Annotated in this window: 14 protein-coding genes and 2 pseudogenes; 2 read left to right on the top strand and 14 right to left on the bottom strand. The window is 71.4% G+C overall.

The window, feature by feature from the left end; genetic code table 11:
- Window positions 1–4: 4 nt before the first annotated feature.
- From LPA54_RS01715 to LPA54_RS01705, 3 genes and pseudogenes are all read right to left on the bottom strand, one after another.
- Window positions 5–553, bottom strand: coding sequence for a YciI family protein (locus LPA54_RS01715; protein ID WP_228973235.1), 549 nt, complete (start codon window positions 551–553; stop codon window positions 5–7).
- 533 nt (window positions 554–1086) lie between these two features.
- The gene (locus tag LPA54_RS01710; RefSeq protein ID WP_228973234.1) at window positions 1087–1782 is read right to left on the bottom strand and encodes a methyltransferase domain-containing protein; all 696 of its coding nucleotides are present in this window, start codon (window positions 1780–1782) and stop codon (window positions 1087–1089) included.
- Between the two features lie 185 nt (window positions 1783–1967).
- A pseudogene (locus tag LPA54_RS01705) lies at window positions 1968–2342 on the bottom strand (transposase); the annotation flags it as partial.
- A 56-nt stretch (window positions 2343–2398) separates the two neighbouring features.
- Here LPA54_RS01705 and LPA54_RS01700 point away from each other — a divergent pair.
- Window positions 2399–2782, top strand: coding sequence for a hypothetical protein (locus LPA54_RS01700; protein WP_228973233.1), 384 nt, complete (start codon window positions 2399–2401; stop codon window positions 2780–2782).
- Between the two features lie 342 nt (window positions 2783–3124).
- On the opposite strand, the gene LPA54_RS01695 is transcribed toward LPA54_RS01700, so the two are convergent.
- The 5 genes and pseudogenes from LPA54_RS01695 to LPA54_RS01675 form a co-directional block, all read right to left on the bottom strand.
- The gene (locus LPA54_RS01695; protein WP_228973232.1) at window positions 3125–3403 is read right to left on the bottom strand and encodes a GlsB/YeaQ/YmgE family stress response membrane protein; all 279 of its coding nucleotides are present in this window, start codon (window positions 3401–3403) and stop codon (window positions 3125–3127) included.
- A gap of 132 nt (window positions 3404–3535) precedes the next feature.
- Window positions 3536–3844 (bottom strand): DciA family protein, encoded by a 309-nt coding sequence (locus LPA54_RS01690; protein ID WP_228973231.1) that lies wholly within the window; start codon window positions 3842–3844, stop codon window positions 3536–3538.
- 206 nt (window positions 3845–4050) lie between these two features.
- Window positions 4051–4146: pseudogene (locus LPA54_RS01685) on the bottom strand (IS5/IS1182 family transposase); the annotation flags it as partial.
- A 388-nt stretch (window positions 4147–4534) separates the two neighbouring features.
- Window positions 4535–5752 (bottom strand): glycosyltransferase, encoded by a 1218-nt coding sequence (locus LPA54_RS01680; RefSeq protein ID WP_228973230.1) that lies wholly within the window; start codon window positions 5750–5752, stop codon window positions 4535–4537.
- Window positions 5753–5845: 93 nt separating this feature from the next.
- The gene (locus tag LPA54_RS01675; RefSeq protein WP_228973229.1) at window positions 5846–6562 is read right to left on the bottom strand and encodes a cupin domain-containing protein; all 717 of its coding nucleotides are present in this window, start codon (window positions 6560–6562) and stop codon (window positions 5846–5848) included.
- Here LPA54_RS01675 and LPA54_RS01670 point away from each other — a divergent pair.
- Window positions 6512–7852, top strand: a complete 1341-nt coding sequence (locus tag LPA54_RS01670; RefSeq protein WP_228973228.1) for a tetratricopeptide repeat protein — start codon at window positions 6512–6514, stop codon at window positions 7850–7852. The two genes, LPA54_RS01675 and LPA54_RS01670, sit on opposite strands and share 51 nt — an antisense overlap.
- 245 nt (window positions 7853–8097) lie before the next feature.
- Here the strand turns inward: LPA54_RS01670 and LPA54_RS01665 are convergent, their stop codons facing one another.
- The 6 genes from LPA54_RS01665 to LPA54_RS01640 all read right to left on the bottom strand — a co-directional run bounded on the left by LPA54_RS01665 (window position 8098) and on the right by LPA54_RS01640 (window position 19276).
- Entirely contained in the window at window positions 8098–9117 is a 1020-nt protein-coding gene (locus LPA54_RS01665; protein WP_228973227.1) for a hemolysin family protein, read from the bottom strand.
- Window positions 9114–10424: a hemolysin family protein gene (locus LPA54_RS01660; protein WP_228973226.1), complete on the bottom strand. Its 1311-nt coding sequence runs from the start codon at window positions 10422–10424 to the stop codon at window positions 9114–9116. The genes LPA54_RS01665 and LPA54_RS01660 overlap by 4 nt, the downstream gene beginning before the upstream one ends.
- 1983 nt (window positions 10425–12407) lie before the next feature.
- Entirely contained in the window at window positions 12408–12872 is a 465-nt protein-coding gene (locus tag LPA54_RS01655; protein WP_228973225.1) for a hypothetical protein, read from the bottom strand.
- Window positions 12873–13904: 1032 nt separating this feature from the next.
- Window positions 13905–14870, bottom strand: a complete 966-nt coding sequence (locus LPA54_RS01650; RefSeq protein WP_228973224.1) for a hypothetical protein — start codon at window positions 14868–14870, stop codon at window positions 13905–13907.
- Window positions 14871–15288: 418 nt separating this feature from the next.
- Window positions 15289–15699, bottom strand: a complete 411-nt coding sequence (locus tag LPA54_RS01645; protein WP_228973223.1) for a barstar family protein — start codon at window positions 15697–15699, stop codon at window positions 15289–15291.
- Between the two features lie 7 nt (window positions 15700–15706).
- Complete coding sequence (locus tag LPA54_RS01640; protein ID WP_228973222.1) at window positions 15707–19276, bottom strand: ALF repeat-containing protein; 3570 nt, start codon at window positions 19274–19276, stop codon at window positions 15707–15709.
- Window positions 19277–20018: the final 742 nt, after the last annotated feature.

The following is a 20018-nucleotide window of genomic DNA, read 5'->3' as shown; positions in this document are numbered from 1 at the left end:
TGGCTCATCGACGCCCGCCGAACTCCCAGTCGTGGACCTCGATGGCCGCGTACCGGTCCGCAGTCAGGACGGCTCGTGCCCTGTCCGGGTCCGAGGCCCTGAGCAGCACCGCCGTACCCAGCCAGGTGTTGCCGTCGTCGGACAGCAGCGGCCCGTACGCGACCAGCTCGTCCCGGTCGAGCGGCGGGGCAAGGTCGGCGGCCGGGCCCTCGCCAAGGCCGAGCACCAGGTACCGGTTGCCATCGGTCCGGCCACCGGGGAAATCCCACATGGTGCGCCCCAGCACGTTGCGCCACCGGCGCAGCAGCACATGCCGGTACGCGCCGGCCTGGTAGTTGGGCTCGTCGAAGGCGAACGCGCGGGCGGCGGCGGGATCGGGCAGATCGACGATGTGCACGCTGCCGGTGGGTGTTTTGCCATCATCGGCGAAGGTCGGACCGCGAGCGATCAACTCCTTCGCGTACCGGTCCATGTAGGACCAGTGCTCCTCCACCAACTCCTCGCGTAACGCGAGGGAGCCGGGCCGGTCACGGTGGTAGCAGAAGAACTCCATGACCACAGACCCTTCCCCACCAAGGGCACCATCTCAACTGGCTTTTGGCAACGATGACGCCGCGCTCCGAACGCGGCAGCATCGGCGGGGAAAACAAGTCCGGGCACGTACCGTGCATACAGTTGGGCTACCGGGATCATCGCGACCGGCTCCGGCCCTACGGGCGCGTCGAACGGCTTGAAGGGTTCCGGTTCGGCGTATATCGGCCAGGGCTCGTCGGCCGACCACCACAGCAACGGCCCGCCGACGGAACTGCCCCAGGCCCGGCTGCCCGGCCCGGGGGTAGAGGAGGGTGACCTCGCGCGCCGTACCGATCGGCTCCGGAGAGATGGCATCGAGAGCGGTAGCGGGCCTTCTGCGTGAGGAATCCTGCTGGCACAGCCCAGCACCTCGTCGAGCTTGCCGCTACAACGTGACCCATTTCCGGTACATGCCCTAAGGCCGGCGGGGCCGGGGCGTATCCGGGAGGAGCAGTCCTAGGTTCTGTCTCTCCGATCACGATCAGAGAGACACACCGTCGACGTGGCGTCTGCTCAGTTCTTATGTGCGGTTACCAGAGCGAAGGAGAGGAATTCTCCACGGTCTGTGGTGAGCATGTCGATAACGGGCTGGTTCGCGCTCTGGCCGTCGGGATGGTACTCAGCGCCGGCTCGGGCCCACAGCAGCCAGTCCTGCCAGGCGTTCTGCTGCAGCCGCGCGGATGTGACCTTCACCAACTCGGTGATGTCCCACTGGAAGCGCCACCATTCCGCCGTGTGCCAGGCGATCGCTTCCCAGCCGACCACTTTCTTGATGTGTGGCGGGATCATCCCGAGTTCACGGATCTCCTGTGTCATGGCGGGGGTCGCCATGCCCAGCTGTCCCCCGGGCCGGAGGAAGCGCAGCAGGTAGAGCAGGAAGTTGTCCGCCGTACCGAAGTACTCGAAGGCGTCCACGCTGACGATCGCGTCGAAGCTCTGCTCCTCGAACGGCAGGGCGTGCGCCTCCGCTCGCACGGCCTCCACCCGGTCGCCGACACCCGCCTTGGCGAAGACCTGTGCCGCCTGTTCGGGGGCGATCCACAGGTCGGCCGCGACGACGTCGACTCCGTACTCGCGGGCCAGGAACACCGACGTGGCACCCTTGCCGGAGCCGAGGTCGAGAACCCGCATGCCCGGGCGCAGGTCGAGATCGTGGGCGAGGTCTTCCAGCAGCCACAGCGGGTTCGGCCCCATGTCGAGGTCGAGCAACCAGGCGGGGTCATACCGAGAGGAGCGTGGATAGCGGTCCGGACGTACAAGATCTTTCAAGGCAGTCACGAGCACGCACCCAAGCCGATCATATGCATGGTCGCAACCCGTTTTGGCCTTCCTGTACCAGCTCTTGGTCCACGTGGGACGGTGAGAGTGGCAGTCGGATATGCCTCTGGCCACGAGCGTAGCCAGATCAGGAGTGCTGCGGCCGTGACGGTGCCGAGGAAGACGTATCCGCGCTTGTCGTAGCGGGTCGCAACAGCTCTGAACTGCTTCAGCTTGTTGATCGCGCGCTCGACGGTGTTGCGCTTCTTGTAGCGGCCCTTGTCGAGCCCGGGCGGCCGTCCGCCGCGGCATCCTCTGCGCAGGCGGCCGGCTGCCTGGTCCCGCTTCTCCGGGATCACGTGTCGGATACCGCGCTCGCGCAGATGGGTGCGGGTTCTGCGGTTGCCGTATGCCTTGTCGGCGCCCACACTGTCGGGCCTTCGGCGAGGCCGACCCGGGCCCAGTCGAGGGACCCGAATCTTGTCCATGACCGCTTCGAACTGAGTGCAGTCAGCCCGCTGCGCGACATGGCTACTGGGAAGGGGCGGCGGCCCCGTACGCCTGGAAGATGATCGACGACATCGAGCGCCGGCTGGAGAGCGCCGCGAAGGTGGCGGACGCGGCCCGGCGCGTCGTCGACGACGGTGTGGGTGACGAGAGCAAGCCGGCCAGCGGCACGGTCACCGTGCACGACTGGCCGACCGGTGACTGGCACCGCAGCGAACTCGGCGAGACCTTCGATGGGTCCGGCACCTGGTCCGTGGTGCAGGACGGCACCTCGGCCACCGCGTTCGCGCACCTGTCCCTCTCCTTCACCGCACCGCAACGCTTCCTGGACGGGGACACCCTCGACTCCCTGTCGATCGCCGAGGGCAACGGACGCACCTATCTCTACGCGCAGGACGACCCGGACGTCTGCCCCGCTTTCCGACTGCGGCTCCAGGCCGGCTGAGCCCGTAGCGACGCGCAGCAGCCGGTGAGGGCGCCCCGTCCCGGCATCGCCCTCACCAGGTGCCGGATCGGCTACCGGTAGGGGGAGAAACGCCAGATGCCGGCCCTGCTGGGGATTGCCGCTCCCGACCGCGAGTGGCCGTCGAACTGTACGCATCCCATCCGCGTCCTCGCACCACGCCGTGGGCGTGCGCGCCGGGGACCACACGATGACGATCACCGCGCCTGGGCGGCTTCCCTCCGCGGGTCGAAGCTCGGCCGCAAGGGTGTCTGTCGTGCAGCAGCGGAACGGCTCCGCCCTCAGGGAGAGGGGGAGCCGTTTTCCGTCCAGGGTGAGACCGTGTCAGGCGTGGCTGTGGTGGCGCTTGTTGCCGGTGACGAGTCGGTAGACGGCGAGGAGAATGACCGACCCGATGATGGCGGCGATCCAGGTGGAGAGATCGAAGAAGCCATCGATGGAGTCGACGCCGAAGATGACCTTGCCGAGGAAACCGCCGAGCAGACCGCCGGCGACGCCGATGAGCATGGTGATGACGACTCCGCCCGGGTCCTTTCCCGGCATCAGCGCCTTGGCGATGAAGCCCGCGAGCAAACCTATGAGGATCCAAGCGACAATGCCCATGATGCGTCTCCTACCTGGGTGGATAAAGACTGTGTTAACGAACGTCTGCACCGTGCGCAGGTTTTCAAACACCCTGGCTTCCCCTTGCTCGCTCCGGGAAGCGACTGCAGACCACTGGATGGCGCTCGCGAGTCAGGGCGTGCGCCCCGGACGCGTCGTGCAGGATCGTGGGCGGGGGGCGCACCGGCCCGATGGGGCGCGGCCGCGGCTGCCTGGTCGGCGCCGGTCGACTCCGACGCGGGCACGGAGCAGGGCGCCAGGATGCGCAGAGGGCACGAACGTGCGGCCGGCCGACTCATTGGCGGCCGCGATGATGCGGGCCTGCTCCAGCCGGACCTTCGTCGCCCAGGCCGACGTCTCCGCGCAGACGGTCGGTCGGCCCGCGTCCGGCTCGTAGCCGACGGCCGCGACGTGCCCGGCGAGGTCGGGGGCGATGGCCACCCCACCGGTCGCGCAGCGAGGCGCCGCGGCCGGGAGCTGCCTGGCCGCTCGGCGACCAGCACATTGAGCTCCGCGGCCGTGCCGCGGGCGTCGATCACCTTGGGTTCGCAACTCGGGAGGCGAGGCGGGTGGGGTCGATGCCCCGCTACGCGGGCCACTCGGTCAGGTGCAGCAGCAGGTCGGCGGGGACGAACAGGCGCTGGGGGTACGTCGTTGCGGTTCCCGCCGGTCAGGGTGGGGGCGAGCGGAATGCCGGGGGCATCGGTGATCAGATGGTGCTTACTGCCGGTTCTGCCCCGGTCAACGAGGCCTCGGCCCGTCTCGGCCCCCCTTTCGAGGCCCGGATGTGAGAACCGCCGACGGGCAGCCCGGGAGACTCCCATCGGCTACGTGTGATGGGTGGTCTCGGACAAGGCGCCCGCCTGCCGGGGAAAACCGTATCGGCGGTCATGTCGCTGCGGCCCGCTCCAGGTCGACGGCGTCGGCCTGGAGCGGGCCGGGCTCCACCAGGGGTCGTCGGCCTCCTCGCCGGCGCGGTGGCGGATGACGAGCCCGAAGGCCTTTGGCCTCCTTGTCCGACGCGCCCCGGATGGCGTGCGTCGTGCGCAGGGTGCTGAAGTGGGCCTCGATGGAGTGCGCCGGGTGGCCGAGGGTGCGGGACCCGGTCCTCCGGGCCCCGTCTCGGTTTCCTCAGCGGGCGGCGTCGAGGAGCAGTCTCGCGGCCACCATCGCCCCGTCGGTGCGGACCCTGTCGGCCACGGCCTTCGCCCGAGCGGCCGTTTCGGGGCCCAGAGCCGTCTTGAGCGCGGCCGTCAGGGACTCGAAGGTCGGTACCGGACCGTCGTGGGCTACGCCGATGCCCAGTTCGGCCACGCGGGCGGCCCAGTACGGCTGGTCCGCCAGCTGGGGTATCACCACCTGCGGTGCGCCGGCCCGGGCGGCGGTGGTCGTGGTGCCTGCGCCGCCGTGGTGTACGACGGCCGCGACCCGGGGGAACAGGGACTGGTGGTTGACCTCGCCGACGGCGAAGCAGTCGTCCCCGTCGTCGACGAGGCCCAGTTCCGCCCAGCCACGTCCGACGAGGACCCGGCGGCCCTGGGATCGGACCGCCTCGACGGCCACCCGGGCCGCCCCCTCCCCCTCCCGTACGGCCATGCTGCCGAACCCCACGTACACGGGCGGCGCGCCGGCGTCCAGGAAGGCCTCCAAGTCGGAGGGCAGCGGGCGTTCGTCGGGGAGCACCCACGCGCCGGTCTGTACGACGTCGAGGTCCGACGTCTCCAGCCACGGGTCCAGCACCGGGTCGGTCGCCAGCCACGGCCGGTCGCCGAAGGCGTAGTGGCGGACACTGTCCACCGGGGGCAGGCCGATCGTCGCGCGGTTGGTGTTGAGCGCCTCACGGAACAGCGCGTTGATGCTCAGGGCGTCCAGGTCCCACAGCGCCCGGTTGTCGGTCACCTCCGGCGGAAACGGGCGCCCCGGGTATGCCAGTGGCGGGCGCTGCGGCGAGGGGAGGGTCAGCTGCTGGAAGATCGCTGACACGTAGCCGATACCCAGCTTCTCGGCTGCCGACCGCGCCCCGGCGACAGCCGGCATGGCGCCCGTCGCCAACAGCACGTCGCATCCCTCGGCGACCGCGGGTATCACCGCCAACTGACTGGCGATCAGGTCTGCCGCGCGCTGCGGCAGGTTGGTCTTCGACGGCGGTGGCGCCCCGGTCATCAGCGCGCGTGCCGACGGCCCGACACCCACTACCGACACCCCGACCCCGGCCAGCCGCTCCGCGAAGACCTCGTCCGGCGGCGCACACACCCTCACCTCCGCGCCGAGCTCCCGCAACCGCACCGCGAGCCCCACCAGCGGTTCGACGTCGCCACGCGACCCATACGTTGACAACAGCACACGCACTTCTTGAATCTCCTGTTTCGTGGTCTTTTGGCCCGGTCGATCGTTCTGAGGTTACGGCCCGGCCGGCGGATGATGTCACCTGTGTTCCGTGAGTCACCGAGCCCAGGGCAGTTCACGGGTACCTTCGGTGCCGGGAACGGAGGCGACCCCGTCGGAGCGCATCGAGACGTGGGCCTCGGCCCGCTCGCGGGCATGGATCCGGCGGAGGCGGTCGGCCGGCAGGATCAGGGTCTGGCCGGCCGCGACCTTCTCCGTACGGCCGCCGCACGTCACCTCCAGCGCGCCGGCGGTGACCGTCCAGACCTGCTCACGGCTGATGGAGTGCTCGGGACCGGTGGCGCCGGCGTCCATCGCGACCGTCCAGGTGCTGAGTTCCGTGCTGCCGCGGCCGGGGGACGCCAGACCGGTCATGGTCGCGTTCGGGGAGACGGTGACGTGGTCGGCGGAGGGCGCGATCACGATCACGGCGGCGCCCTCGTCGTTGTCGGCCGGATCGGCCGGATCGGCCGGACCAGCGGCGTCGGCGGGGGCCGCCCATTCGACGAGTTGGACGACGACGCCGTTCGGGTCGGTCATCTGCAGCAGTCGCTCGCCCCACGGTTCCTCGCGCAGCGGCATGGTGATGGGGGCGCCCGCCGCGCGCAGCCGGGCCTCCTCCGCCGGGAGGTCGGTGACCGTGAGGGCCAGGATCAGACCGGCCGCCCGTTGGTCGCGCTGCTCGGGCGGGAGGACGTCCGTACCTCGGCGGAGGAGGACGACGTGGACGGCGGCGTCACCGCGGGTCAGGGACACGAAGCCGTCGTCGGCCATGGCCACCTCGTAGCCGAGGTAGGTGCACAGGAACTCGCCTACACCTTCCACGACCTGCTGCGCGAACACGCCCTCGCCACCGCCGCCGCGGAGTCTCCCCACGCCCGGCGCGAGGCCCTCGGCCGACTGTTCCACAACTATCTCCACACCGCCAGCACGGCCGTCGACCACCTCTACCCCGAGGGCAAGAACCGCAGACCGCGCGTCCCCGCCCCGGACTACCCGACCTCGCCCCCACGGGACGAGCCCGAGGCGCTCAGCTGGCTGGACACCGAACGCGCGAACCTCATGGCGTCCGGCCAATACGCGGCCGAACACGACTGGCTGTCCCACACGAGCCAATTGACCGCCACCTTGCACCGCTACCTGCTGGGTCACGCCCACCAGGCCGACGCGCTGGCCCTCAACGACCTGGCACTGCGAGCCGCCCGCCGCAGCGGCGACACAGCCACCGAAGCCCGGACGCTCATCGACCTCGGCCAGGTGTACTTCTGGTGGCACGGCGCCTACGAGCACGCGGCCGAGCACTACCGGCACGCCCTGGACCTCGCGCGCGGCATCGGCGACCAGAGCACGGCGGCCGACGCACTGCACGCCCTCGCCGCCGTCTCCACGCGGCGACGGGACTACCACCAGGCCCACGACCACACCACGCAGGCCCTCCTGCTCTTCCACGAACTCGGGGGCTCCAGTGGCGAAGCCCGATGCCTGACCTACCTCGGCATCCTCCACGGACGCCAGGGACGGTACGAGGAAGCCCACGAGAACCACCGGCAGGCAGTGCGCGTACACCGCGCGACGGGATCCCGCATCGGCGAGACCGTCGTGCTCAGCAACATCGGGCTGGTGTTCCAACGGCAAGGCCGCTACGACGAGGCCCGGCGCCATCACCACCAGGCCCTGGAGCTGAGCCGCAGGTTCGACTTCCCCGGAGACGAGGCCGAGTCACTCAACGCCCTCGCGGAAGCCGCCCGGTCCATGGGCGAGCTCGACCTGGCCTCGGCCGAACACGACTCCGCGCTGGCCCTCGCCCGCGAGTCCGGCTACCGCCCCGAGCAGGCCCGCGCCCATGACGGCCTGGCGCACGTCCGACGCGACCTCGGCCGCTTCGACCTCGCCGGCGACCACGCCCGCCGGGCGCTGGACCTCTACACCGCCCTTGCCGTCCCCGAGGCCGACGAGATCCGCGCCTTTCTCACCGGGCTGCCGCCGACCGCCGACGAGCCCGAACCGCCGAAGGGGTCCGCCGCCGACCAGCCAGCACCTCCTTGCGCCCGGCGCGGGAGATGAAGTCGACGCCCGCCTGGAAGGGCAGCACGTGCATCCCGTCGATCTCGTCGGGCTGGTGGCTCTTGCCCGGGTGCGACAGCCACACCTCCACCCGGTGGCCGCGCTCGGGCAGCGGCCGCAGCACCGAGTGCAGCAGTCGCAGCACGGTGTACGGGCAGAGGAGCAGATGAGCCGAGTGGCTCGCCGTGCGCAGTCGGCCTTCCCCCGCGCCGCGCCCGGGGGAAGACCCGTGCGTCCTGTCGTGTCTACGCGGTTCGCTTGTCCAGCAGGCGGGCGAGCAGATCGTCCAGGCTGACCAGTCCGGTGAGCCGGCCGTCTTCGTCCCGGATGACGGCGAGGGAGGCGCGGTGCCTGCGCAGTTGCTCGACCGCGTGGGAGAGGCTGTCCGTGCCGCCGAGTTCGGGGACGGGCCGGGCGAGTCGGCGTGCGGTCGTGGCGCGTCCCCGGGCGCGGGCCACGAGGGCGTCACGGGCGTGCACCGAGCCGAGGACCGTCTCCCCTTCGATGACGAGCAGGCGGGCCCGGTCGGCGGCGGTGGCCGTCGACAGGATCGTGTCGATGCCGGCTTCTGCCGGGACGGTCGCGATGCCACCGGCGGACACCTGCAGTTCCGCGACGGGGGTCTGCGGCTCGGTCAGGGAGCGGGTGATCAGGTCGGAGTCGGTCTCGTTGATCAGTCCGAGCCGTTGTGACTCGGCGACGAGGTGGGTGAGCTGCTCGCGGTTGTGGACTGCGGTCAACTCGTCGCGCGGCTGTACCCGGCACATCCGGACCAGGGCGTTGCTGACCTTGTTCAGCACCCAGATCAGCGGCCGTACCGTCTTGACCACGGCGCGGAAGGGTGGGCTGAGCAGCATGGCGGAGCGCTCCGGGTGGGCGATCGCCCACGACTTGGGCGCCATCTCGCCGACCACCATGTGCAGGAAGACCACGAGGGCCATGGCGAGGGCGAAGGCGATGCCGTAGCTGAGCCCGGCCGGAAGGCCGAGTCTCACCAGCAGCGGATCGACTTGGTGGGAGATCGCGGGCTTGGAGATCGAGCCGAGCCCGAGCGTGCAGACGGTGATGCCCAGCTGGGCGCCGGCCAGCATGAGGGACAGCTCGCGCATGCCGGCGAGCGCCGCCTTCGCGCCGCGCTGCCCCTCCTCCACCGCCTTCTCCACCCGATGGCGTCTCGCGGCGACGAGGGCGAACTCGGCGGCCACGAAGAATCCGCTGGCCGCGAGGAGAACGACGGTGACGAAGAGAGCCATGGGGAAGCTCATGCTTGGGCCTCCTCGGCCGTCGAGTGCTCGATCCGGACACGTTCGGGTACGTGCCGGTCCACACTCAGAACCTCGATGGTGACGCCTTGCACGGTGAGGCGGTCACCGATGGTGGGGAAGCGGCCCAGCCGGTCGACGACGAGGCCGGCGACGGTGTCGTAGTCCTCCTCCTCGGGCAGCGCGATACCGGTGGCCTGCTCGACCTCGTCCAGGCGGCGCCCGGCGTCGATGATCCAGCCGGTTCCGTCGACGGTGGCCAGTTGCACGACGGTGTCGGTCTCGTCGGCGATGTCGCCCACCAGTTCCTCCGCGATGTCCTCGTAGGTGACGATGCCCGCGACGCCTCCGTGCTCGTCCAGGACGACGGCGAACTCGTCGTCCCGCTGCCTCATCTGCGCCACCGCTTCCGGCAGGGGCAGGGTGTCGGGCAGCAGCAGCGGCCGACGGCACGTCTCCCCCGCCTTCGCGGTCGCGAAGGCGGAAGCGGGCAGCCGCATCAACTCCCATACGCCGATGACTCCGGCGACGTCGTCGGGGTGGTCGCCGAGCACCGGGTAGCTCGAGTGGCCGTGCGCGGCGATCAGGTCGGCCGTCTCCGCCAGGGTGGCGTCCCTGCGGACGAAGACCGCGTCCACCCGCGGCACCATCACCTCGTCCAGGGTCCGCTCGGAGAACGCGAGGGCGTGGTCGAGAAGCTCTGCGGTGTCGGCGGGCAGCTGACCCTGCTCGTGGGACTCGCCGATCAGGTGGCTGAGCTCTTCGAGGGTGGCGCCATGGTGCAGCTCCTCCACCGGCTCGATGCCGATTCTGCGGAGCAGTCTGTTGGCGGCGCTGTCGAAGACGCGTACGAGCGGGCCGACCAGCTTCAGGTAGAACAGGGTGGAGGCCGCCAACGACTTCGCCAACCGCTCCGGTACGGCGAGCGCCAGGTTCTTCGGGGCGAGTTCGCCGACCACCATTTGGAGGATCGTGGCGAGCGTGAAAGCCAGCACGACGGAGATCGCCGTGGCCGCGCTGCCCCTCAAACCCATTCCGTCCAGTACGGGCTTGAGCAGCGCCGTCACGGACGGTTCGGCGAGGAAGCCGACCACCAGGCCCGTGACCGTGATACCGAGCTGGGCACCGGAGAGCATGAAGGAGAGCCGCTCCAGCACCTGCAGCGCGCGGGCGGCCCGCCTGTCACCCGCCTCGGCATCACGGGCAAGTGCCAGCCGGTCGGCGGCGACGTAGGCGAATTCCTGGGCGACGAAGTACCCGGTGCCCGCGGTCAGGACGAGGACGGCCAGCAGGCCGAGCACGGCATTCACCGCACGTCACCCCGCCACGTACCGGCGCCGCGTGCGGCGGCACGGGACGGTCCTGGACTGCCCCCTTGGGGCTCCGTCGGCTTGGCGGGCAAAGCGAACTCCTTCAGGGTCGTGGAGAGGGCGGTGGACGGCATTGCCGGGTGGGCGTTCCGCTCCGGCGGCGGGAAGCCCCGCCGCCCGGACCGGCGAAGGGCAGGGCCGACCGGATCAGTGGAGCGGCGACCTCCCCGGGTGCGTCATCGCGGCCACATACGTCATACACCGGCCGGGCGCCCGAGTCGGCCACGAACAGGCGCGGCTTCCCCGACGTAGGCACTGTCCGCGCGCCCGCCCGGTGCTTCTACATGCATGTAGACAGTATGTCGTCCCCGCCCCAGCGCGGGTGGAGGCGGGGGCCCCGCCACCGGAAGGCGACGCTTTCGTGTGAGGTCCCGCGGGTCTCCGGCGGCGACACGCGAGGACCGACGGCCATCAGCGGAGTCGACGCCATCACGCGGCGGGCACCCCGACGGGTGGCAGCACGGCGGCGCAGGACGGCCAGGCGGCGATCGGGCGGGGGCGCGACAGACGGGCGGGACAGCGGCAACCCACACTCCCTCGTGTTCCGCGCAGGGACCTTGGCCGACGCGGGTCACCGTCTGCGAAGCGGTCGGCTGCCCGGAGGACTCCCCACATCGCCGGCGGCCGCGCGAGGCCGCACGCCGCCGAACGAGTGGGCCGCGGGCGCACGACAGACCGCATGACTCGGTGCCCCGCGGCCGTACGGGAGCCGGGCCTGCCCCGTCGAACGCGCCGAGCGCCGTTGGGGTGGCAGCGGCAGGATGGCGCGCGGCCGACGGCACGACGCGGCACGGCGATACGGTGACGTCTCGGAGAACAGCGGGAGCCCCGCGGCAGCACGCGGGTGGAACCTCGGGCGGACGACGGCAGCACGGCAGAAGGCAGCGGAGCGGCAGCCGACGCTGGGTGGCGACGAGGCGCCGGTGACAGGGCGGTGACCCGACGACGTACGGCGAGCGGACAGCGGCATGGGACGGCGCAGCCGGGAACTGGGCGGCGGCAGCCCGGGCGGCGGACGCCTGCACGGAAGACCGCTCTGGAGCCGGACCGGCAGACCGACGAGCAGCCGGTAGCGAGACTGGCCTCAGGGGACAGCGGCTGCCCGGCGGAGCGGCACGGAGGGGGCGGTAGGTAGCAGAGGCGGCCAGGACGCGAGGCCACGGGCCCGCCGCGGCACACCGGCAGTACAAGGCCCAGTGCCCGAGCCCCCGGCGGCACGGCGACGTCAGGCAGCGGCCATATGAGGCGTACGGTCGGGGCCGGGTGCTTCTGCGCTTACCCGCATCCCTGACAGGTCTCGTACCGAATCGGCATGCTGCAGACCTCTTGGAGGACCTTGACTTGCGACTTTCCGTTCAGGTGGTGCACCGTCGAGGCAAGTTGCCAGGCAAGCCCCGGCCGGCACACCTTCACTCGCCACCGCGCGGGCGGGTGCGCACCGGCACGATGGAGCGCCCTGTCCGGTGCGGGCCGAGCCTTCTGGAGAGTGAAAGCGCCGCGTTCCTCCTTGACCTGGGCTGAGGTCAAGGAGGAACGCGGCGGGTACCACCGGCTGGAGGCACGACCATCGCCCCGTGTATGTCGCCCCACTCACCCACGATGTGATCCGCTCCACCGAGTGGACTGCACTCGGCGGAGCGGACACTGAGCACGGTGCCGTCCACTCCCCGTCGGTGGCCCCCTCACTCGGTCGAGTGGAGGCCGGAAACCGTCGGTGCGCACCACAGCAATCGCAATGGGGTGCGCGGCATCGGGTCCACCCAGTGGTCGGTCTTCCGGCCGCGGTGCGGTCCGGGTCCTTGCGGGTGGTGCGCCTGCTGATCACCCTGGTGCACCGAGCTCACCGCGTCGGCATCGTCCGGTCCGGCGTAGCGGTCCGCGCGAGTGCGGGAGGCGTGGCCGCGGCGCGGACCGCCTCGTCGGTCAGAGGAAGAAGCGCTCGATCTTGAACACCCAGTTCTGCACTCCACCGCTGGCCCCGTTGACCCGCAGCTTCACGCGTGCCGTGACGTCCCGCACGTCCATCTCCGGCTCGAAGCGGGCGGTGCGCAGGAAGGTGTGGCTGGACCACTCGGGATTGCCCCGCGCGGTCGCATAGCGGTGGTTGCCGCTGAGGGGCTGGGCCTGCTGGTCACCGAAGAAGACGGTGGCCTGGAGGAGGCCTTGGCCATCGTTGTTGTTGTCCGAGCACAGGGCTTCGGCGCTGAAGGTGGCAACGAACAGCGCGCCGTAGGACGGCTTTCCCTGTCCGAGCATCAGGTTGATCTTGGCACCGGGAACCTCCACCCAGGAGGTCGACGTGGTCTCGAACCGCGTCTCGTCCCAGACGCCGTAGGTGATGTTGGCGGGCTTGGTGATGCGGAAACTCTGCTCCGGCGGGACACTCATCTGCCCTGTCCTTCCTGCTACTTGAACACGCGTCGTGCTCATTTCAATACTGTCCGCTACTCCTTCGCATATGGCCCGAGGTCCTGCTCTTGGCAAGAACTCGTCAAGTGAGCTCCCGTCAAATCCTCGCGCCTCACAAGCAGCCGGGCGGAGAGAGGCGGCAGGACCGGGTCGGCGGCAACGCCGCGGCACGGCGCCCCTGCACGCGGACGGAGCGGCGCGCGGCAGGACGCCGAGGGCGGTGGCGGGGGGGGCGGGACGGCTCGACGGCGGGAAGCGGCGCAGCGACTGGGCAGTAGGGCGGTGGCCCGCCGGGCATCCGGCCCGGAGGCCGGACTGGGCCGCGACGCCGTCCCGGGGAGCGGCGGGCATCGGGGGCAGGACGACCAGCACGATGGGAGGCGGTCCTACGGCGCACCCTTTCGGCACGGGGGCGGATGGACCGAGAGGCAGGGACCGGCCACAGGCGCGACTCCGGCGGGACAGCGGCGGCCGGCACGTGGCAGGCGGGGTGAGCGCAGCACAGCAAACGCGGGGTGCGCGGCGGGAGAGCGGGGGCAGGAGGGCGGCGACTCGGAGCAGGCCGGGGGCCAGGCACACTCGACCCGGCGCGGCAATCAGCAACGCCTGCGCGAACGTCGGTGCACCCATTGCCAGCAGCCAGCGCACCACCTCCGGCTCGGGAGCCGTCCGTCAAGGCCCTGCCGGCCGCGGACCCATCGGCAGTCCGGCCGACCAGTGCGGCAACCTCGGCCTGCCGAGTGTCCTCCGCGAAGATCTCGGGGTGGACGTGGCCTCCACCTTGGATGGCGGGGAGGCTGAGCGGCGCAGCTGGGCGAGCGGCCGGGTCTTCTGCTTGGGCGGCGGGTCCTGCGGGCGGCGGTCGGGGCGGCGGGCGGCGGAGCCGTGCGGTGCGGCGGACAGTAGAGGGGCGTGAGGGGGTGCCCCGGGCGGGGTCAGGAGTCGACCTAAGCTGTCCACCACTGGGATGAGATGCGATGCGCATGAGGGTGTCGGCAGACCGTGTCTCCTCTAGCGGGCAACGAGCAGTAACGCCGCCAAGAGGGTCAGGATCTCCAGCCCTCTTGGGATGGAGTGCCGGTACAGCACAGCGATAGCGAGAACCGCGGCCACCGCGACGATCTGGGAAGGAACGGAAAAGGCGGCACCCAGTGTTGCCATCGCTGCGATCATCAGCGCTGCAAAGACGAGACGAACAGCCTCAGCACCGGAGCGCCGGGGCACCATTTCTTCCTCGTCAAGCAACGCGGACACTCGACCTTCGGCATACCGTTCACTGGTACGCAGGGCAAGACGGGCCAGCTTGACTGCACCCTCTCTGGGGTTGGCATCCATCATTGCGGCGACGGCTCTGAATGTCGCCGCGACGTCGGCCGCGTGGCGCCGAGCCAGATAACGTCGACGCCACGCAAAGAACGGCACTGTCCCACGCATGGAGGCGGCTCCCCGCACCGCGAGCACGGAGTAGCGCAGGTTTTCCAGCTCCAGCCTCCCGTGCACGGCGCCGCGCGTCTGGTAGATCTTCGCGCACTCATTGATGAGGCCGGCCCAGATATCGACTCGGCTGTATCGGTACCCATACGCGCCGAATAACGTCGCAACGGCAGAACTGGTTCGTCGCGCCAGCAGCAGGAAGGGTACGACCTGAGCGAAATCGCGCCCCAGTTGGGTCCACGCAGCCCGGGAGAGAGCGGAAGGGTCATTCACACGCAGATCTTCCCGGAGCCATACCGGCGCGTCCGATGCGAACCATTCGCCCGTGATCGCAAAGAGGATGCGCGCCTCGACCAGCCAGATGGGGATTGTCACCATCCACGTCGTCACCTGCGTCTGGAACCGGCGACGTAAGGCGATGCGGGTCGCTGCCGGTACTGAGCCGATTCCGAGGGTCTCCACGCTTCGGCGAAGCTCCGAGATCGCTTCGTCCGCACGCTCACGCTGCCATCGGATGAGACGAAGCCGCAAACCACTGATCATGCGGCGAGGCTGCCAGGCGGTCACCCGACGGGTACGGACCGTGACCTGCCTGTCCAAGGACCGTGACGAAAGGCAGACACAGAGGTCACGCGCTGGACTTGGTGGAACCGTACCTGCGTGTGCCGCACAGGCATGACGAAGACATCACCGGCAATGACCAGGAGAAGGACGGCGCCGGCGAGCGGCCGGAGCCTCGGAGGCGACTGATCGGCCGTGGTTCAGGTACTTTCGCCCCGGCCCGGGTTGCTCGCACGTGAGACGCGGGTCATGCCGTGGTCGCTGCTCTTCGGATCATGGCGGTGCGTGCCTCGGGGAGGCTACGAGACGACCGTGCCGCAGGGCGCCTCCGGCAGCGTGCAGCGTGCCGGGGCGATCGTGGGGCGGGCGGTCACCACGGCGCGGTGACCGCCCGCCCGGTTCAGTCGTCGTCCACGGCGACGTACACGCACACGTCCGTGGGGCGACCCACCGTCGCGGCGGGATCCGCCAGCGTCTCGACCACGTCGGTCAGGACGGCGACCGCGATCCGGAAGTCCTCGGGACTCCCGTCGTGGAAGGCCGCCGCGTCCCGCCACAGCAGGGCGACCCGGCGGCGGTGAAGCGTGTGGATGCCCTCCCACAGCGAGTCGGACAGGGCGTCCCAGCTGCCGGAGCCGACGACCGGCGGGTCGAGCGGCAGGGTGTGCCGGACGGCGTCGAAGAAGGCCCGGGCGCCCCGGTGGTCCTCCGTGGAGAACTGGTACAGCGGGCAGTCCTCCGCCTCAGCCGCCTCCACGATCCGTCCGACGTCCCGGGTACGGACGGACGTCACGCCCGGTTCGAGGTTCACCGCGGCATCACCGGATGCGTACGAACGCCGGCGGACCGGAGTCCCCGTAGTGGGTCCACGTGTAGTACACCTCTCCCGTCTGGATGTTCTTGACGACCCGGAGCGGTCCCGCGCCGCCGACGCCCGGCGGCGGCGTCACACGGTACTCGCGATAGGGCGACTGCGGGCCCTGGGCACCGGGCAGGTCGTTGCCCCAGTTCTTGAACTTCGTGCCCCACTTCGTCGCCGTCGGCCCGGTGGGTACCGTACCGGCGTCGAGGTGGGCGAGCGTGGCGTCCAGAGCCCGCTCCTCGGCCGCGGGGAGCGATCCGGGCTGGATCCACGGCACGCACGGGCTGCTGCCCGGAGCGGGCGTGGACGAGGCGACCGCGGCCGACGCCATCCGCATCTTCACGGCGCCCGCACCGCTGTACGAACGGGCCTTCGGGCACGGGGGCCGGACCTTCTTGAGGGCCTTCACCTTGAGAGCGTTCATGGCGAGGTCGGTGAGGCAGGACGACTCGAACTTGTTGAGGCAGCGCTCGATGTCCTCCGCGCCCACGAACCAGGCGATGAGCCGGTCGAGGTACGTGGTGGTGATGCACCCCATGCCGCCGGCGCCGTCCGCACCGCACACGAGGAGCACCTCCCCCGGCTTCAGTTCGCCCTCGCCGAGCAGGTTCCCCCGGAACTTCACCAGGCGCTTCTCCAGGATCTTGCGCAGCTCCGCGTCGGTCATCGGCTTGCTGACCTCGCGGAGCTCCTGCTCGACCTGCTTCTTCAGCTCGGCGACGAGCTTCTCGGCCGCGATCTTCAGCGCTTCGGTCGACGCCTTGGCCGCCGCCGCGGCGTCCTTGTCGGCGGCCTGCGCCGACAGCTGCGCCTGGTAGGCGGAGGCGTTGGCCTGCGTGGAGTACGTCGCGGCCCGGCTGGCGGAACGCTGGGCCTGCTGCGCGGAGACTCCTGCGGCGCGGGCGTCCGCCCGGGCCGCGGCGGCGGCGTTCCGCGCCTGCCTGGCCGACTCCGCGGCGCGGGCCGCGGACGCCTCGGCCTCGTCCGCCGCCGTGTCCGCCTGCTGGGCGTACGTGTTCGCCCGGGCGGAGGACTCCTTCGCCTCGTTCGCCCACTTGACGGCGTCGGCCGCGTTCTTACGGGCGGTCGCCGCGACGCGCTGCGCCTCGGCGGCGTCCCGCTGGGCGATGGCGGCCGACCGGGCCGCCGACGCGAGGAGGACGTCGATCTCGGCGACGTGGGCGGCGGCGTTGGCGTCACGCTGCTGGGCCCGCGGCAGGCCCGTCCGGAGGAACGCGCGCAGCGCCGTGGGGGGACCGCTGAGGGCCGCCTGGGCCGCCGCCTTCACCTCGGGGCCACCGGTGGCGAGGGCCTGGTTGACGGCGACGCGGTCGTCGTCCTCGCGGGCCTTGTGCTGGCCGACCTCCAGGAACTCGTGCAGGTCGGCGGCGGTGCCGTCGAGTGCCTTGCTGCCGGCGGCCTGTACGCCCCGGCCGCCCGCGGCCATGATGCGGGCCACGGCGACGCGGTCGTCGTCCTCCTTGCCCGGGTAGTGGCGGGTGCGGAGGAATTCGCGCACCTGGACGATCGGCTTGTCGAGCACGGCGAGGGCGGCCTGCTGCTGCGCCGGCTTGTCCGTGGTGGTGGCGACGTGCGCCACGGCGGCGCGGTCGTCCTGCTCCATGGCCACGGCGAGCCCGGTACGCGCGAACGCGGCGGCCTGCTCGTCGCCGCCCACGAGGGCGATCTCGGCCTGGGTGCGCACCCACTGGCCCGTGGAGGTCAGCAGGTTGACGGCGACCTGGCGGCCCTTGCCGGCCGCTTCGCGGATGTCGGTCGCCGCGGCGGCCTCCTGCCACAGCTCGTGCGTCTCGGCGTTCAGCCGCTGGACGCGCCCGGCTTCCGCCTGGGCGGCCTTGACGTGCTCGTCGTGGGCCCTCTTGGCCTCCTCCGCGGCCAGGACGTTCTCGAACTGCTGCTGCGCGAGCCGCTCGGCGTCGGTCCTGCGGGCGAGCGCGGCGACGCTCTTCGCCTGGTCGGAGGCGTTCTTCGCGAGGGTGGCGGCCTGGGAGGCGGCGTTCGCGGCGGCGGTGGACGCCTTGGCGGCGTCGACCGCCTTGCCCGCCTCGTCCGCCGCCTTGTCGGCGGCCGTGGCCGCGGCCCTGGCGTACGCGGCGGCGTCGTTGGCGGCCTTGCGGGACTGACGCGCCGCGGCGGCGGCCTGGGTGGCGTTGGCCTGTGCGGCGTTGGCGGCGCGGGTGGCCTGGGCGGCCTGGCGCTGCGCGGCGTCGGCCGCGGCCTGCGCCTCGGCGGCCTTGCCGCCGGCCTGCCCGGACCAGCGGCCGGCCTCCGCGGCGGCCGCTGCCGCGGCAGCCGCGTTCGTCCCGGCGCTGGCCGCGGCGCCCGCGGCCTTGGCGGCGTTGTCGGCGGCCACACCGGCCTGTTCGGCGGCGTCGGCGGCCTTGGTGGCGCCGGCCGCGGCGGTGCGGGCGTTCTCGGCGGCGAGACGGGCCTGCTTGGCCCGGGTGGCGTCGCCGGCGGCCGCTGCGGCGGCCGAGTGGGCCGCCGACGCGGCGCTGCCGGCGCGGGTGGCCGCGTAGGCGGCCTGCGCGGCGGCGGTGGCGGCGACACGGGCCGAGCGGTTGGCGGCCGCGGCCGCGGAGATGGCGGTGCGGGCGGAGTCGGCCGCCCGGCGGGCGGCGGCAGCCGCCTGGGCCGCGGCCGCGGAAGCCTCTCCGGCCGACTCCTGGGCCGCCTTGGCCTTGCGGGCCGCCTCCTCGGCGGCCTCCTTCGCCCTGCGGGTGGCGGCCTCGGCCTTGGCGGCCTCTTCCTTGGCCGTCTCGGTCAGCGCCGTGGCCTGCTTCTGCGCCCGGTCGGCGAGGGCGGCCAGCTGAGCGATGGACAGGTTCTCCTGGTCGCGCGCGGCGGCGACCTGCCAGCCGTGGTCGAGGAACTCCTGGACGTCCTCGTCAGTGCCCTCCATCGCCTGCTGGGCGAGCTTCTTGACGTTCGGCCCGCCCGTCGACATCAGGGTCATGAGCTGGACGCGGTTGTCGTCCGCGCGGGGCGGGAACTGCCCCGTGTTGATGAACGCCAGGTAGTCGTCGGACGACCCCTGCAGGGCCGTGCCGGCGGCCTTCTTCACACTGGGCCCACCGTTGGCCATGATCTGCATGACCCGGACGCGCAAGTCCTCGTCGTACGGGCGGAGAAGCCCGTCGTCGAGGAAGGCCTGGAGCTGATCGGCTCCCCCGTCGAGCGCGGTGTCGGCGGCGGCTCGGGTACCCGGGCCGCCCATCGCCATGGCCTGCATCACCTGCACACGCAGGTCGTGCTCGTGGATGCCGGGGAGCCGGTCGGCCATGAAGGTCCGCACGTCCGTGTCCGAACCGGTCAAGACGGCTTCGGCGGCCTTGCGGACCCCCGGCCCTCCGTACTTCCACGCCTCGAGTACGTCGGATCTGTCGTACTCGGGCACTCCTTCCGCTGCGGCAGGACGCGTGTCGATGCCCAGGACCATCGCCAGGGCCATCAGCGCTGCCACGATGCCACGCCTGCTGGGCGTGACGCGTGACGAGATGTGCACGGTGCTTCTTCTTTCTCGGAGGGTCGTACGGAGGGGACGCGCCGCGCGTCGCCGCCCCGGGCCGCCCCGGGTGGTCGGCCGTCCCGTGGTCCTGGGGCGGCGTGGCCGAGGAGCCCGCGGCGGTGCGGCGGGTGGATACGGCGGCGGGTCGCCTGACGTCCAGCACTCCGGCAGCCGCTCGTGGCCGCGACCGGTACGGGCCTCTGGTTCCCCCTCGGCGCGTGACGTCATCGATGACGTGCGTGCGCCGTGCGCGATGTGCCGGGCGCCCTGGTCGAGGCGCTGCCACGCTGCCCCGTCCCCTCCCCCGTCCGTTTCCGGGGCGCGAGCGCGGCTACGGCCTGAGGATGATCACACAAGGGGCCACAGAAGACGAAAAGTGTTTCGACCAGAAGCCGCGGCCTGCTCGGTCCGCCGCAGGTCGACGCCTGGTGGGCGGCGCCCCGCCACGAACTTGGAACATGCGGGTACGGGCGAGCTGTCACCTGACGGACTGACAGCGGCGAGCGCGGGTGGCCACCGGACGGCAAGCCGCAGACCGTACGCCAGCGGGGAACCGAGTGGCAGGTCACGGGGGCGCGAACGGACGGAGGACATGCGGGCGCTCGTCTCTGCGGTCGCGACGTCACCGCGGCGGACCGTGCTTTCGTCGGCACCGCGTCGGTTCGGCAGTCCCTGTCCGCCCGGTCCGCCCTGCGCGCACCCTGGAACCTCCTCTGTACCCGACTCGCGCAAGGGCTGT

Origin of the sequence: Streptomyces sp. DH12 (genome assembly GCF_020873895.1) — a bacterium.
Classification (GTDB): Bacteria; Actinomycetota; Actinomycetes; order Streptomycetales; family Streptomycetaceae; genus Streptomyces.
Note: the sequence above shows the minus strand (reverse complement) of the source record. Positions and strands in the feature narration are given on the sequence as shown.